This is a genomic window from Noviherbaspirillum sp. L7-7A (assembly GCF_019052805.1).
Taxonomy (GTDB): domain Bacteria; phylum Pseudomonadota; class Gammaproteobacteria; order Burkholderiales; family Burkholderiaceae_D; genus Noviherbaspirillum_A.
Map to the genome: position 1 here is coordinate 1293321 of NZ_JAHQRJ010000001.1, position 13843 is coordinate 1307163.

Consider the following 13843-nt stretch of genomic DNA (forward strand, 5'->3'; position numbering starts at 1 on the left):
CGACGACATCGCCAACACGCGGCGCCCCTCACGCGGGCATTGCATATCGGCAATCCAGGCACTATTCTTGGCGGCCCCAACCCGCCATCCCTAAACGAAAGGCAAAGCCATGAGACTCCGCAAGCTGACGTTGAAAATGCAACTATCGATATTAGTTTCCAACCTGCTTCTGGCTGGCAGCGCCGTGGCGGCCACGGCAGGCGGGTATCCATTCGATGACAGCATCAGAATGCAGGGCAAGGAATTGAGGCTCAATGGCGCGGGGGTACGCTACAAGGCGATCTTTTCTGTCTATTCGGCGGGCCTCTACCTTGGCGAAAAGCACCGGCAGCCGGCCGACATCTACGCGGCGTCCGGCCCCAAGCGCATGCGCATCGTGATGCTGCGTGGCGTCAATGCGGATGAATTCGGCCAGGCCTTCCTGGCCGGCATCGAGCAGAACGTCGACAAGGCCGAGCGCACCCGGCTGGCCGAGCCGCTGGCCCGTTTCGGCCAGGTGTTTTCGGCGATCCCGGAATTGAAGAAGGGCGACGCGCTGGCGATCGATTTCCTGCCAGGGCAGGGCACCACGGTCAGCGTCAACGGCAGGCAGGTGGGCGAAGTAATTGCCGAACCCGCCTTCTACACGGTATTGCTGAAGATCTGGCTGGGCGAGCGCCCGGCGGATTCGAAACTCAAGAGCGCCCTGTTGGGAGAGGGCGACGGCGCCTGATGCCTACGCGCACCGGGCACCGCCTTCCAGGCCGCGAGCGGCTAGCGGCAGGCAATACGTCGAAGTCGGTCGCTGACGCCTATGCCACCTTGATGCCGAGTGCCCGCTCGAACTGTTTTCTCACCACGCCGTAACATTCGCAGGAGGCATCCTCGATGCCCGGCCGGTCGAGGATGGTAACCAGTCCACGGCTGTACCTGATCAGGCCGAGCTGCTGAAAATGCCGGGCGATCAGGCTCACGCTCGGACGATGCACGCCAAGCATGTCGGCCAGGAATTCCTGGGTGATATGGATCTCGTCGCCAGGCACCCGGTCATGATTCATCAGCATCCACTTGGCGAACCGTTCCTCGATGGTGTGCAGCCGGTTGCAGGCGACTGCCTGGCTGACCTGCGCCATATAGGCCCGCAAATAACGGAAAACCAGGCTGCGCAGTTCGGTATGGCCTTCGATTGCCGCCAGAAACCGCGCGATCGGCATTTTCAGCGCCTCGCCCGCGATCTGGCAGGTCACCGTTTCCAGCGACTGTTCGCTGTTGGTAAGGATATCCACCGTCGAAAAGCCCTCATTGCCGACGGTGCCGACTTCCACGGCGGTGCCGTTCTCCATGATGGCAAGCACCGAATGTTCGCCGCTAAGTGGAAAGTAGACATGCTCGATAGGCTGGTCGCGCTGGTAGAAGGTCGACTTCAGCGGGCAGGGTATCCACTCGAGGTGCGGATACAGATTGCTGTATTCCGACTCCGACAGTCGCGCAAGCAGCTGATTGGCGCATTGATCGGGTGAAGTGGGTATGTCCATGGCAGTGCATAGTCCGGCAAGGTTTGATGGAAAACGGACGTTGCAGGGCAAGGCAGGCGCCATGCCTGCCTTGCCCTGCAGGGGCAGCACTCAAGTACGTCCGTGCTTCTTCTGCGGCATGCTCTCCGCCGGGGTGAACGGCTTGTCCACCGTCTCCTCGACGCCGCGCTGTTCCCGCAGGTCAGTGTCGACCTGGCCCTGCTCCACGTCCTTGTAAGCCTGTTTCATCACTTCCCGTGGGCCGCTGGACTGGGTACCGCCCGCCACCTCGTCACGGTCGTTCGGCTGCAATGGCACCTGCTCCTTGCCGTCCGGCTTGGTCAGGTCGATCGTGAAAGGCCGGGTTCCGGTCTCGCGCACGCTCTTATCGCCGCCGCTGCTAGAAATCGTGCTCTTGTCATCCGGCATTGGAGATTCCTCGTCTTTTCTCATCGGGTCTTTCCTTTCATAAATATGAACTTTTTGACCATGGTTCAACGCCGGGATTCCCTGGACGCCGTCGAATAAATGGCGACATGCTGTTTTGGATCTAAAACCTTTCCATCGTTCGCATGACGGCGGCAGTGCCGTCACGCACACGTGGCGAGTAAGATGAAGCAGCGGCGGCATCTGCCGCTGTCTCACTGAAAGGAAAGCAATGGCCATCGACTTGAAGACAGTGGAAGAACTGATCAGGGAAATCGAGCTTGCCGATCCGATAGACTGGGGCATGCTCAATATCGACGAAGACGATGCCACTCGCCTGATCGCCTCTTCCGTGGTCGAGCATTACGAGGAAAACATTCGCCCCATGCCGGACCGGGAACGCGACTACATCGTGGTGTCTTCGATCGCCAAGCTGACGCTGGAAAATTTCGTCCTCAACGTCAAGCTGGCGCGCGCCACCGGCGGGCAGGCCTGAGAAGCTGCTCCCTTGTGCTGCCCGGCCGCTTAGCCCTTGTAATCCGCTGCAAGCCATAACTCGTATTGCCGGGGTACGGCACTGGTTTCAAATCCGCTGATCCTTTTCAGCTGACGTGCCGGCAGGCCCAGCGACAGCAGGGCGGCCTGCACCCGCATGGCTTCCGCCTTTTCGGATGGACGGAAATAACGCAGGTCGGACGCGCGCGGGCCGTCACTGACAATCCGGATGCCGGCCAGCGCAATGCCTCTCCTTTCGAGCTCAGGCGCCAGCAGCCTGGCCTTTTCGCGTGCATTCTCGTCCAGGACATGGATGTAGACCGATGGCATGCCCATGATCTGCGCGGCAATGTTCGGAGCGGGACCTGGCACGGTGCGCCCGCTTGCAGGGGCGGGACCCGGTGCACTTTCCTCGGCGCCGGAGCCAGTGGCGCCCGTGCCGGAACTGCCGCTGGCGCTGACCGGCGGCATAGGCGAGACCGGCGCGGCTGGCTGCGCGCCGCGGCTGGCGGCAGCGGTGGGAGCAGGGGACCTGACTGCCTGCATCAGGCCGATTGCCACCACGAACACGATGACACCCGTGGCCAGGCTCGCCGCATGCTGGCGCAGCTTGCGTCGACGTTGCGCATCGGGGCGTTTCGGGGTGGACTGGCCCGGCTTGTTGCTTTGATGGTAGTCCATGCGTGGGTTGTCGCGAGAACGCTGCCGGTGGACGCTGGAATCTGCTTGGACAGCAGCAAGGACGTGAGTTCCATCGTTCGCCTGCATGCAGGTAAGTGCCTGATATCGGCGTTGGACCGCATTGGGCAGGACACATCATTGCCTGTCCGGTCATTCGCGAACTGGTCCGACCCGGCCCACATGGCGGCTGAGGGTGCTGCGCATCATCGCTTCCCGTGATACCCGTTATCACTGAAAACGCATACCCAATATCGGTGTGCCGCAATATGGCAAGCGTTTCGGTGCGCTATCGTCGTGGCCATCACAAGAGGCCCGCATTGCTGATCCGCCGGGCCACAACAACCAGACCTGGAGACCGCCGTGGCGCTGCTGGAAAACTATTTCAAACTGAAGGAAAACGGCACCGACGTGCGCACCGAGCTGCTGGCCGGGCTGACCACCTTCCTCACCATGGCCTATATCGTGTTCGTCAATCCGGCCATTCTCGGCGACGCCGGCATGCCCAAGGACGCGGTCTTCGTCGCCACCTGCCTGGCCGCGGCGCTGGGCACGCTGATCATGGGCCTGTATGCCAACTACCCGATGGCGCTGGCGCCCGGCATGGGACTCAATGCCTACTTCGCCTACACCGTCGTGCTGGGCATGAAGATCTCCTGGCAGGCGGCGCTGGGCGCGGTATTCATCTCCGGCTGCCTGTTCATCCTGGTCAGCGTGTTCCGGCTGCGGGAGCAGATCGTCAACGGCATCCCGCCCTCGATGCGCACCGCCATTACAGTTGGCATCGGCCTCTTTCTCGGCCTGATTTCCCTGAAGAGCGCCGGCATCGTGGTGGCCAACCCGGCCACGCTGGTGGGCCTGGGCGACCTGCACAAGCCAACGGCCGTGCTGGCCGTGGTCGGCTTTCTGCTGATCGTGGCGCTGGACCGGCTGCGGGTGCGCGGCGCCATCCTGATCGGCATCCTGGCGGTGACCCTGCTGAGCTTCGTGTTCGCCGATAACAAGTTCGGCGGCGTGGTGTCGATGCCGCCGTCGATGGCGCCGACCCTGTTCAAGCTCGACATCATGGGCATCCTGTCCTTCGGTATCCTGAATGTGGTGCTGGTGTTCTTCCTGGTCGAGCTGTTCGACGCCACCGGCACGCTGATGGGGGTGGCCAACCGCGCCGGCCTGCTGAAGAACGGCAAGATGGAACGCCTGAACAAGGCGCTGCTGGCCGACAGCACCGCCATCGTCGCCGGTTCCTTCCTGGGCACTTCCAGCACCACGGCCTATGTGGAAAGCGCCGCCGGCGTGCAGGCAGGCGGCCGCACCGGCCTCACTGCATTGGCGGTAGCCGGGCTGTTCCTGCTATGCCTGTTCTTCGCGCCGCTGGCCGGCGTGGTGCCGGCCTATGCCACCGCGCCGGCGCTGCTCTACGTTGCCTGCCTGATGCTGCAGGACCTGGTGCATGTGGACTGGACCGATACCACCGAGAGCGTGCCTGCCGCGGTGACCGCGCTGACGATGCCCTTCACCTTCTCCATCGCCGAGGGCGTCGCATTCGGCTTCATCACCTATGCATCGCTGAAGCTCTTGACCGGCAGGGCGCGCGAGGTCAAGGCGATCGTCTGGATCATTGCCGGCGTGTTCCTGTTCAAGCTGATCTATCTCGGCGCGTGAAGAGGCTGGGATGGCTTTAGTCCGTAGTCCGTAGCCTGGGTGAAGCGCAGCGCAACCCGGGCCATCCATCGATGAAGCCAGCCGCTGTGCCAGCGAGACGGAAAAGGCAGGGGTTGAAAACGTGCCAGGACAGCCCGGGAGGCATCGATTGCATAACGGGGGGCAATCCCGGGTTGCGCTGCGCTTTACCCAAGCTACGCTTGCTGTCGTTGCAAGCCCTGGCCTGGCCTGGCCTGGCGTGGCTACCGTGGCGGTATCGCGTAATGCCCCTCCGGGGTATTGCACCCTACGCGTCACCGTCAACAGTCCGGTACCGTGGAAGGTCACAACAATGCGCTAGAGCCCCGAGCCGCCGCCAAGAAACAGCTGGGACAGCCTCTGCTGCATGGCCCCCGCCGCCCGCAGCGCATGCAGCAGCGCGCGCCGCTCGCCGGCATCCAGGGTGTCGGGGCGCAGGTGGTTGTCCATCGGCTCGCCGCGCAGGTAGCGCTGCTGCTGCAGTCTCACGCGCAGCAGCGCGATGAAGTGAAAGCTGCCTTCCCAGTCGGCCGCTTCTGCAGGATGCAGCAAATGGCTCCGTGCGGCCATGCGCAATCTTTCGACCGTGCTGCTTGCGCCGGCGCCGCAGGCCAGGCCCAGCACCCGGGCCGCATCCACATACAGCGCGGCGGCATTGTGCTTGAGGTCGATGGCGCCGGCATGCGGCCCGGACTTTTCCGGCGAGAAGCGATGCAGCAGTCCCAGTGGCGGGCGGCGGCGCAGGGCGTTGTCGGCCAACTGGAACAGGAAGCGCTGGTTATCGGCCGCGTGGCGCACGGTCCATGCCGACAGACTGTGCGCCAGGGCCAGGTCGCCGGCGAGCGGCCGCAGGTCGAAGAAGATCGTGGCATTGAGCAGCGCCAGCGGATCGCCCTCGCTGATCCAGGCATCGAAGCGCTCGCGCCATTCATGCAGCGACAGGCAGCAGGCCGGATTGCCTGCCATGATGTTGCCCGGGCAAACAGCGAAGCCGCACTCGTTCAGCATCTGATTGACCCGCCCGGCCAGCGGCAGCAGGCGCCGCCGCAGCGCGTCTGGGTCGTCGCTGTCGTCGAACACGATGCCATTGTCCTGGTCGGAGACAAAGGTCTGTTCCTGCCGCCCCTCGCTGCCCAGCGCAATCCAGCACCAGCGCGCCGCCGGTGGCGGAAAATCGATGCCAGCCAGCGCGATGGCGCGCCGGGTCAGTGCGTCAGACAGCGCGGAGATCAGGCGGGGCAGTGCGGCGGCCGGTGCGCTTGACGCCTGCTCATGCTCCAGCGCGCGGGCCGCTTCGGCCGCGCGCCGCAGGCCGGCGTGGTCGGCGCGGGCAATCGCGCGCAGCACGCGTCGAAGCTCGGGCATGAAACGGGGATGGCTCAGGGAGGAATTCATCGTCCTTTGTTTCGCTGGATGCGTGCTGTCTCAATAGTCGATCCGGGCATAGCGGGTATGCCGCGCCGCCTCGCGTGCCTGGCCCAGCGTGGCAATGCCGGCTTCGGCCAGCAACGGCAGCATGCGCAGGAACACTTCCGCCGTGACGATGGCGTCGCCCAGGGCGGTATGCCGGCCGACCACGGCCACGCCCAGCCGGGCGGCGATGGCTTCCAGGCTGTGCTCCGCCTGGTTGGGATGCAGCGCCTGCGACAGCAGCAGGGTATCGAGCACCGGCTGGTCGAACCGCACGCCGGCTTCGGCTTCCCGCATTCGCAGAAAGCGCAGGTCGAAGGCCGCGTTGTGCGCCACCAGCACGGTGTCTTCCACGAAGCGATGGAACTGCGCCAGTACCTCGGCGCTGCCGGGCTGGTGCCGCAGCATGTCGTCGCTGATGCCATGCACTGCGAATGAAGCCGGCGAGACCGGCCGGCGCGGCCGCACCAGCCGTTCGAACTGCTCCTGGCGCAGCAGGCGGCCGTTGACGATGCGCAGCGCGCTGATGGCGATGATGTCGTCGCCGCCGCCCGGGTCCAGGCCGGTGGTCTCGGTGTCGAACACCGTGCAGGACAGGCGCGACAGCGGCGTGGCGTCCAGTTCCGCGTTCTGGCCGGCCTGGCTGAAAAGATCGAAGTCATAGAACTCGGGCCGCGACGGCTTGGGCCGCGGCAGCGGCAGGGCAGCGCTGGCGGGCAGGGCCGGCAGCAGCAGGCGCCAGCGCAGCACGCCTTCCTGATCGAGCAGCATGGTTTCGCCGCCATGCCGCTGTGCCGTCGACTGCAGGCTGGCGCCGCCGTCCGGGGCTTCCTCCTCCCACTGGCGCAGCAGCGCCGGGGACGGCGCGGCGCCCCGCCAGACAAATTCCAGCCATGCCAGCCGGCCTTCGGCGCCCAGCTGCAGCGCCAGCGCCCCGTCGCCGCACGCCTTCAGTATGCCGGCACCCAGCCGCGCCAGCGCCTGCGTCAGCGCATAGCTGTCGACATGCAGCCATGGCGCCGGCTCGCAGAGCGTACGCGCATCCACCCGCAGCGAGCGGCTTTCCAGCCGGCGCTGCAGCAGGGACAGCAGGTCGTCGCCGCGCATTTCCTCCAGGTGCCAGCTGCGCGAGGCGTCATCCTCGCGCTCGGAGGTCGCCTGTCCGATGGCGGCGGCAAGCGCCTGCGATTCCTGCTCGATGGCCGCAATGAAGCGCTCGCGACGCTGCGGCAACATGTCGGCATAGGCGCCCAGCGTCTCGGCGGCGGCGCGGATATTGGCAATGCCGGCGCGGGCCTGCTGCAGCAGGCGGTCCAGCAGCGCCGCGTCGCGGTCCTGCGCCTGCGCCTGCCGGCTGATGTCGTCCACCGTGAGCACGAAGCCGGACAAGGCGTGCGCGTCGTCCAGCACCGGCGCGATCTGCATGCGCATCATGCGGCCATCGGACATGCCGGCCACGAAGGCCGCGCGCGGCAGGTCGTGCAGCACCGGCGCGGCCATGCCCTCCGGACGCGCCTGCAGCCTGTGCTGCAGCTGTTCGAGCGCATGGACGATCAGGCCGCGCTCGATCAGTCCGAAGACGGAGCGGCCCAGGCCGGGCGCCGCGCCGGCGCCATTGTCCAGCAGGGCGCTGGCATGGCTGTTGTAGAGCAGGATGCGACCTTCCAGATTGCACATCAACACGCCCAGCGCCAGGTCGGCCATCAGCGCGGCCAGGCGGTTGCGCTCCTGCGCCAGCGAACGCAGCGCGCTGTCGATGCTGTCGCGGCTTTCCTGCCGCAGCGCCTGCATCTGCGCGGCCAGCCCATTGAAGCGGCCTGCAAGTTCCCGCACCGGCGGCGCGCCACCGATGTCGCTGCGGTGCCCGGGATTGGACTGCAGCAGCGCGGTTTCCTCGGCCAGCATGGCCAGCGGCGCCAGCCAGCGGTCGAACACCCGCTTCAATGCCAGCGCAAGCAGCATCAGCAGCATCAGGGCGGCCACGGCCAGCATGCCGGCCTGCTGCCCCAGGGCCTGATAGAAGGCGGCGCGCTGGCCGGCATCCATGTCCAGCCCGGCCAGCAGCAGCACGGCCGCGATGATGCCCAGTTGCGCTAGAAACAGCAGCGCCAGCGCGAGCAGGTAACGCCGCTGCAGGTGGGAGACGCCGGGCGTGGACATGGCAGCCGTCATGGCGCAAGCAGCTTCTGCACCAGCGCGATCAGATCTCGGGTCGAGAACGGCTTGGTCACATAGGCGTCCGCGCCCAGCGCCAGGCCCTTGCTGACTTCCAGTTCGCGGCCCTTGGCCGACAGCATCACGACCTTGATGCCCGACCACGCCGGATGGGCGCGTATGCGCTGGCAGACCTCGTAGCCGTTCAGCCTGGGCAGCATGATGTCCAGCAGCACCAGGTCGGGCCGAAAGGCAGCCAGCTGCGCCAGCGCCGCCTCGCCATCCGTGGCGACGGCCACTTCGAAGCCGGCCTGCTCCATCAAAAACTCCAGCGACAGCACGATGTTCGGTTCATCGTCGACGATCAGGATTCTTGCGCTCATGGCGTGCTCCCCAGCGGGCTTGCAGGCGTTGTCTGCGGCGCGGTGTCCAGCGGCAGCGTGAAAATGAATTGCGCACCGCCGTCCGGCGCGTCCTCCAGCCACAGCCTGCCGCCGAAATGGCTGACGATGCGGCGGCTGATCGGCAAGCCAAGGCCAGTGCCGTGCGGCTTGCCGGTCAGGGTATCGCCGCCCTGGCGGAACTTGTCGAAGATGATTTCCCGGTCTTCGGGCCGCACGCCGGGACCGTTGTCGGTGACGGTCACCCGCAGCGCATCGCCTTGCTGTCTTAGCGCTACCGCGATGCGGCCGGTTTGCGGGCTGCAGAACTTGGTCGCGTTCGACAGCAGGTTGAGCATCACCTGCATCAGCCGGTCGCGGTCGGCCCGCACCGGCGGCGCTGTTGGCGGCACATCGACTTCCAGCGCAATGGCCTTGTCGCGCAGCAGCTGGCCGCTTGCTTCCAGTGCGTCCCGCACCACCTGCGCCAGGTCCAGCGCCTCGGCATGCCATTCGGCGCGGCCGGCGTCGAGCTTGGCCAGGTCCAGCACATCGTTGATCAGGCGGGTCAGGCGCTCGCTCTCCCGGATGATGATGTCGAGGTAGGCTATGCGCTTCTGGGCCGGCAGGTCGGGATGGTCGCGCAGGATCTCGGAAAACGCGCGGATCGAGGTCAGCGGCGTGCGCAGTTCATGGGTCACGGTGGAGAGGAAGTCATCCTTCATCCGGTCCAGTTCGGTAAGCCGCTGGTTGGCGGCCCGCAGCTCGGCCGAGGCGCGTTGCAGTTCGGCCGACTTCTGTTCCAGCTCGCGGCTGTGGGCAATCGCCTGCGCGCTTTCGTCGAGCAGGGCCAGCATGTCGTCGGCGGCCAGGCTTTCCTGCTGCAGCACAGAGCGCGCCATGACACGGGCCGATGCCGCACCCATTGCGCCTGCCAGCGCCATTTCGGCCTCATGCATCAGCATGCCGGGCGAGGCATGCGGATGCTGGCGGCGCAGGTTCTGCGCCGCCGCCGGCCCGAGGATGCGGCCTGCCAGCGCCAGCATGGCCTCGGCCGGCGCCGCGCCATGCCAGGCCGGCGGGCTGCCTTGCGCCGGATCGACGAAGCGCCGCGCCTGCACCTGGCCGACGGCGTCCGCGCGTGTGAGCAGCGACACCCCGACATAGGCCAGGCAGTTGACCAGCATGCTCCAGAACATCGCATGCGACACCGGGTCCATGCCTTCCAGGCCAAACAGGGCATAGGGCCGCAGCCGGGCCTGGCCATACGGGCCGGGGTCGAGGAAGCTGGCAGGCAGCCATCCGGAGCGGGCGAAGGAGGGCAGCAGCAGGGTATAGAGCCAGACCAGGAAACCGGCCGCCAGGCCCAGCAGCGCGCCATTGCGGTTGCCTCGGCGCCAGTAAAGGCCGCCCAGCACGGCCGGCGCGAACTGGGCCACCGCGGCGAACGAGATCAGGCCGATCGCCATCAGCGCATAGGCTTCGCCCGCGGCACGCGAGTAGGCATAGCCGAGCGCCATCAGCAGCACGATCGCCACCCGCCGTATGCCCAGCAGCAGCGCGCTCAGGTCGGCATGCGCGGCCAGCCGGAAGAATCCCAGGCGCAGCAGGAGCGGCATCACCAGGTCGTTGCACACCATGGTGGCGAGCGCCGTGGTTTCCACGATCACCATGCCGGTGGCGGCCGACAGGCCGCCGATGAACACCAGCAGCGCCAGCGCGGGCTGGTGTTCCGCCAGGGGCAGCGTCAGCACGAACAGGTCGGCATTGGCATGCGCCTCGGGAAAGCGCATCAGGCCGGCGAAGGCGATCGGCAGCACGAACAGGTTGATCGCCAGCAGATACAGCGGCAGCAGCACGCTTGCGCTTCGGACATGCTGCACGCTGACGTTTTCCACCACCGCGATCTGGAACTGGCGCGGCAGCAGCAGGATGGACAGCATCGACAGCAGGGTCAGCCAGGCCCAGCCGCCCTGGCTGGCGCCGGCGCCCGGCCGGGTCAGGGCCTGCAGCGCCGGCAGTTCGGCGGCACGCGCAAACAGCGCACCCAGGCCGTCGTACATGCCATAGCTGACATACAGGCCCACTGCCAGGAAGGCGCACAGCTTGACCACGGATTCGAAGGCGACCGCCGCCACCATGCCTTCATGCCGCTCGGCCGCATCCAGGTGGCGCGCTCCGAACAGGATGGTGAAGGCAGCCAGCAGCAGCGCCACATGCAGCCCGGCGTCGCCCCAGACCGGCCCGGCCGGCGGCAGCGGCCCGGGAAAGCTCTGCAGCAGCGCCAGGCTCGACGAGACCGCCTTCAGCTGCAGCGCGATATAGGGCACGATGCCGACCACCGCCACCAGCGTGGCCAGCCCGCCCAGCAGGGCGCTCTTGCCGTAGCGCGAGGCGATGAAGTCGGCAATCGAGGTGATCCGGTTGGCCTTGCTGACGACGATCATCTTGCGCAGCACGATCCACCACAGCGCCGCCATCAGGGTCGGGCCCAGGTAGACCGGCAGGAAACCGATGCCATCGGCGGCGGCGCGCCCGACGCTGCCGTAGAAGGTCCAGCTGCTGGCATACACCGCCAGCGACAGCGCATAGATCGCGGGATGGCCGATCAGGCTGGCGCCGGCCGCGGCGCGGCGGTCGGCATGAAAGGCGATCGCAAACAGCAGGCCAAGGTAGCAGGCGGAGGCAAGCGCGATCTGCCAGCCGCCCAGCATGCCGCTCATGCTACGGCCCGTCGTCGGCGTCGCGCCCGAGCACCAGCGCGATGCCGGCAATCAGCAGGGCCCACGCAACGAACAGATACAGGTACAGCGCCGGTATGCCGGCCAGCGTGCCGAGCCGGCCGAACAGGGCCAGGAGCGGATAGTTCAGCAGCAGCCCGCCCGCCGCGAACAGGGCCAGGAGCCGCTCCGCAGTCAGGCCAGGCCGCTCCATGCTCAATGCCCCGAGGCGCCGGATGCGCCGATGCCGGTTTCCGAGCGCACCGTCTGGGCCTCGAAGCCGGCCCGGTCGCGCTGCGCCCGCTCGCTATTGTCCATCAGCGAAAACAGCCAGATGCCGACGAAGCCCGCGGTCATCGAGAACAGCGCCGGCGAGGTATAGGGAAAGATCGCGTCCTTGTTGTGGAACACGTCCACCCAGACCGACTTCGACAGCACGGTCAACACCACGGCGGTGATCAGCCCGAGAAAGCCGCCCAGCGCCGCGCCGCGGGTGGTGCAGTTCCTCCACAGCACCGACATGAACAGCACCGGGAAGGTGGCCGAGGCCGCGACCGCGAAGGCCAGCGACACCATGAAGGCAATGTTCTGCTTCTCGAACACGATGCCCAGCACCACCGCAATCAGGCCCAGCGCCACGGTGGTCACCCGCGACACCCGCAGCTCGTCCTGGCTGGTGGCGGTGCCCTTCTTGATCACCACCGAATACAGGTCATGCGACACGGCGGAGGCGCCCGACAGCGTCAAGCCGGCGACCACGGCCAGGATGGTGGCGAAGGCCACGGCCGAGATGAAGCCGAGGAAGACATTGCCTCCGACCGCGGTGGCCAGATGCACGGCCGCCATGTTGTCGCCGCCCAGCAGCTTGCCGGCCGCGTCCTTGAATACCGGATTGGTGGAGACCAGCACGATGGCGCCGAAGCCGATGATGAAGGTCAGCAGGTAGAAGTAGGCGATCCAGGTGGTGGCCCAGAACACCGACTTGCGCGCCTCCTTGGCGCTGGGCACGGTGAAGAAGCGCATCAGGATGTGCGGCAGGCCGGCGGTGCCGAACATCAGCGCCATGCCGAAGGAGATGGCCGAGATCGGGTCCTTGATGAAGCCGCCCGGCCCCATGATGGACTGCTGCTTGGGATGCACTTCCACCGCCTTGGCAAACAGCGCCTCGGGGCTGAAGTTGAACTGCCATAGCACCATGAAGACCATGAAGGTGGCGCCGCCCAGCAGCATGATGGCCTTGATGATCTGCACCCAGGTGGTGGCCGTCATGCCGCCGAACAGCACATACACCATCATCAGCGTGCCGACGATGACCACCGCCACCCAGTACTCCAGGCCGAACAGCAGCTTGATGAGCTGGCCGGCGCCGACCATCTGCGCGATCAGGTAGAACGCCACCACCACCAGCGTGCCGGCCGCGGCGAAGAGGCGGATCGGCGTCTGCTCGAAGCGATAGGCCGCCACGTCGGCGAAGGTGAAGCGGCCGAGATTGCGCAGCCGCTCGGCCATCAGGAAGGTCAGCACCGGCCAGCCGACCAGAAAGCCGATCGAATAGATCAGGCCGTCGTAGCCGTTCAGGTAGACCGCCGCCGAGATGCCGAGGAAGGAGGCGGCCGACATGAAGTCGCCGGCAATGGCCAGCCCGTTCTGGAAGCCGGTGATGCCGCCGCCGGCGGTATAGAAATCCGCAGCCGACTTGGTCTTGGCGGCGGCCCATTTCGTGATGAACAGGGTAAAGACCACGAACACCGCGAACATGGCGATCGCGGTCCAGTTGGTGGGCTGCTTGACCGTCTGCCCGAGCGCGTCGCCGGCGGCCAGTGCCTGGCTGCCGGCCATAACCAGCAGCGCCGCAGTGGCGGCATGCATCGGGCGAGTGAGGCGAACAGGGCGGCTCATAAGGCCTTCTCCCGGATGCTGGCTGTGAGTTCGTCGAACTCGCCGTTGGCGCGCCGGACATAGATGCCGGTGATGATCACGGTAAAGGCGATCACGAACAGTCCGATCGGTATGCCCCAGGTCATCACGCCTGCGCCGATGCGGGTCGAGAGAAAGTCGCGATTGAAGGCAATCAGCAGGATGTAGCCGTAGTAGACCACCAGCATGATGACGGCGAGCGTCCAGCCATAGCGAGAGCGGCGGGACACCAGCCTGTGGTACTCCGGGTTTGCCTTGATGCGTTGAACGAGATCATCTTCCATTTTTCTTCCTTCGTCTTGGCAGCACCGGACCCGGCATGGCGCTGAGGCCGGCCGCTGCGGAACTGACATGGAGGCCGGCCCGGTCGGGCAGGCAGGCGATGAATGCAGGCGCCTTGTTTCAAGCTAAAGGCCGGACAGCCAAATGTATTTGACCTGTCGCAAAATTTACTGAATGTGGCCGATTAGCGACGCACGAAAGCTGTCGC

13 protein-coding genes are annotated in these 13843 nt (G+C 66.1%); 3 read left to right on the forward strand and 10 right to left on the reverse strand.

All coding sequences use genetic code 11. The annotated features are described in order from the left end of the window. Positions 1-109 precede the first annotated feature (109 nt). Positions 110-712: a chalcone isomerase family protein gene (locus KTQ42_RS05840; protein WP_249222650.1), complete on the forward strand. Its 603-nt coding sequence runs from the start codon at positions 110-112 to the stop codon at positions 710-712. Positions 713-791: 79 nt separating this feature from the next. Here KTQ42_RS05840 and KTQ42_RS05845 read toward each other — a convergent pair whose 3' ends face one another. Next, the gene (locus KTQ42_RS05845) at positions 792-1514 is read right to left on the reverse strand and encodes a Crp/Fnr family transcriptional regulator (protein WP_217344660.1); all 723 of its coding nucleotides are present in this window, start codon (positions 1512-1514) and stop codon (positions 792-794) included. Positions 1515-1604: 90 nt separating this feature from the next. Beyond that, positions 1605-1922: a hypothetical protein gene (locus KTQ42_RS05850; protein ID WP_249222651.1), complete on the reverse strand. Its 318-nt coding sequence runs from the start codon at positions 1920-1922 to the stop codon at positions 1605-1607. 229 nt (positions 1923-2151) lie between these two features. Between KTQ42_RS05850 and KTQ42_RS05855 the strand changes: the two genes are divergently transcribed. After that, positions 2152-2415, forward strand: a complete 264-nt coding sequence (locus KTQ42_RS05855; RefSeq protein WP_217344661.1) for a hypothetical protein — start codon at positions 2152-2154, stop codon at positions 2413-2415. 29 nt (positions 2416-2444) lie between these two features. Here KTQ42_RS05855 and KTQ42_RS05860 read toward each other — a convergent pair whose 3' ends face one another. Next, positions 2445-3095: a hypothetical protein gene (locus KTQ42_RS05860; protein ID WP_217344662.1), complete on the reverse strand. Its 651-nt coding sequence runs from the start codon at positions 3093-3095 to the stop codon at positions 2445-2447. A 360-nt stretch (positions 3096-3455) separates the two neighbouring features. Here KTQ42_RS05860 and KTQ42_RS05865 point away from each other — a divergent pair, with 360 nt between their 5' ends. Next, positions 3456-4754, forward strand: a complete 1299-nt coding sequence (locus KTQ42_RS05865; protein WP_217344663.1) for an NCS2 family permease — start codon at positions 3456-3458, stop codon at positions 4752-4754. A gap of 336 nt (positions 4755-5090) precedes the next feature. Here KTQ42_RS05865 and KTQ42_RS05870 read toward each other — a convergent pair whose 3' ends face one another. From KTQ42_RS05870 to KTQ42_RS05900, 7 genes are read right to left on the reverse strand one after another with little or no spacing between them, the layout of a single operon-like run. Beyond that, positions 5091-6167 carry a DUF294 nucleotidyltransferase-like domain-containing protein gene (locus KTQ42_RS05870; protein ID WP_217344664.1) on the reverse strand — a complete coding sequence of 359 codons (1077 nt, stop codon included), beginning with the start codon at positions 6165-6167 and terminating at the stop codon, positions 5091-5093. Between the two features lie 30 nt (positions 6168-6197). After that, complete coding sequence (locus KTQ42_RS05875; RefSeq protein WP_249222652.1) at positions 6198-8354, reverse strand: 3'-5' exonuclease; 2157 nt, start codon at positions 8352-8354, stop codon at positions 6198-6200. Further along, a complete protein-coding gene (locus KTQ42_RS05880) occupies positions 8351-8719 on the reverse strand; it encodes a response regulator (protein ID WP_217344665.1) in 369 nt (122 codons plus the stop codon). The genes KTQ42_RS05875 and KTQ42_RS05880 overlap by 4 nt, the downstream gene beginning before the upstream one ends. After that, positions 8716-11439, reverse strand: a complete 2724-nt coding sequence (locus KTQ42_RS05885; protein WP_249222653.1) for a sensor histidine kinase — start codon at positions 11437-11439, stop codon at positions 8716-8718. The genes KTQ42_RS05880 and KTQ42_RS05885 overlap by 4 nt, the downstream gene beginning before the upstream one ends. A 1-nt stretch (position 11440) precedes the next feature. Beyond that, positions 11441-11650: a hypothetical protein gene (locus KTQ42_RS05890; protein WP_217344666.1), complete on the reverse strand. Its 210-nt coding sequence runs from the start codon at positions 11648-11650 to the stop codon at positions 11441-11443. Positions 11651-11652: 2 nt separating this feature from the next. Further along, a complete protein-coding gene (locus tag KTQ42_RS05895) occupies positions 11653-13305 on the reverse strand; it encodes a cation acetate symporter (RefSeq protein ID WP_217346832.1) in 1653 nt (550 codons plus the stop codon). Positions 13306-13331: 26 nt separating this feature from the next. Next, positions 13332-13637, reverse strand: coding sequence for a DUF485 domain-containing protein (locus KTQ42_RS05900; protein WP_217344667.1), 306 nt, complete (start codon positions 13635-13637; stop codon positions 13332-13334). Between the last annotated feature and the right edge of the window lie 206 nt (positions 13638-13843).

Bases quoted from the DNA above. Each gene is read 5' to 3' on its own strand.
- KTQ42_RS05840 (WP_249222650.1), top strand. From the start codon at position 110: ATGAGACTCCGCAAGCTGACGTTGAAAATGCAACTATCGATATTAGTT.
- KTQ42_RS05845 (WP_217344660.1), bottom strand. From the start codon at position 1,514: ATGGACATACCCACTTCACCCGATCAATGCGCCAATCAGCTGCTTGCG.
- KTQ42_RS05850 (WP_249222651.1), bottom strand. From the start codon at position 1,922: ATGCCGGATGACAAGAGCACGATTTCTAGCAGCGGCGGCGATAAGAGC.
- KTQ42_RS05855 (WP_217344661.1), top strand. From the start codon at position 2,152: ATGGCCATCGACTTGAAGACAGTGGAAGAACTGATCAGGGAAATCGAG.
- KTQ42_RS05860 (WP_217344662.1), bottom strand. From the start codon at position 3,095: ATGGACTACCATCAAAGCAACAAGCCGGGCCAGTCCACCCCGAAACGC.
- KTQ42_RS05870 (WP_217344664.1), bottom strand. From the start codon at position 6,167: ATGAATTCCTCCCTGAGCCATCCCCGTTTCATGCCCGAGCTTCGACGC.
- KTQ42_RS05875 (WP_249222652.1), bottom strand. From the start codon at position 8,354: ATGACGGCTGCCATGTCCACGCCCGGCGTCTCCCACCTGCAGCGGCGT.
- KTQ42_RS05880 (WP_217344665.1), bottom strand. From the start codon at position 8,719: ATGAGCGCAAGAATCCTGATCGTCGACGATGAACCGAACATCGTGCTG.
- KTQ42_RS05885 (WP_249222653.1), bottom strand. From the start codon at position 11,439: ATGAGCGGCATGCTGGGCGGCTGGCAGATCGCGCTTGCCTCCGCCTGC.
- KTQ42_RS05890 (WP_217344666.1), bottom strand. From the start codon at position 11,650: ATGGAGCGGCCTGGCCTGACTGCGGAGCGGCTCCTGGCCCTGTTCGCG.
- KTQ42_RS05895 (WP_217346832.1), bottom strand. From the start codon at position 13,305: ATGCATGCCGCCACTGCGGCGCTGCTGGTTATGGCCGGCAGCCAGGCA.
- KTQ42_RS05900 (WP_217344667.1), bottom strand. From the start codon at position 13,637: ATGGAAGATGATCTCGTTCAACGCATCAAGGCAAACCCGGAGTACCAC.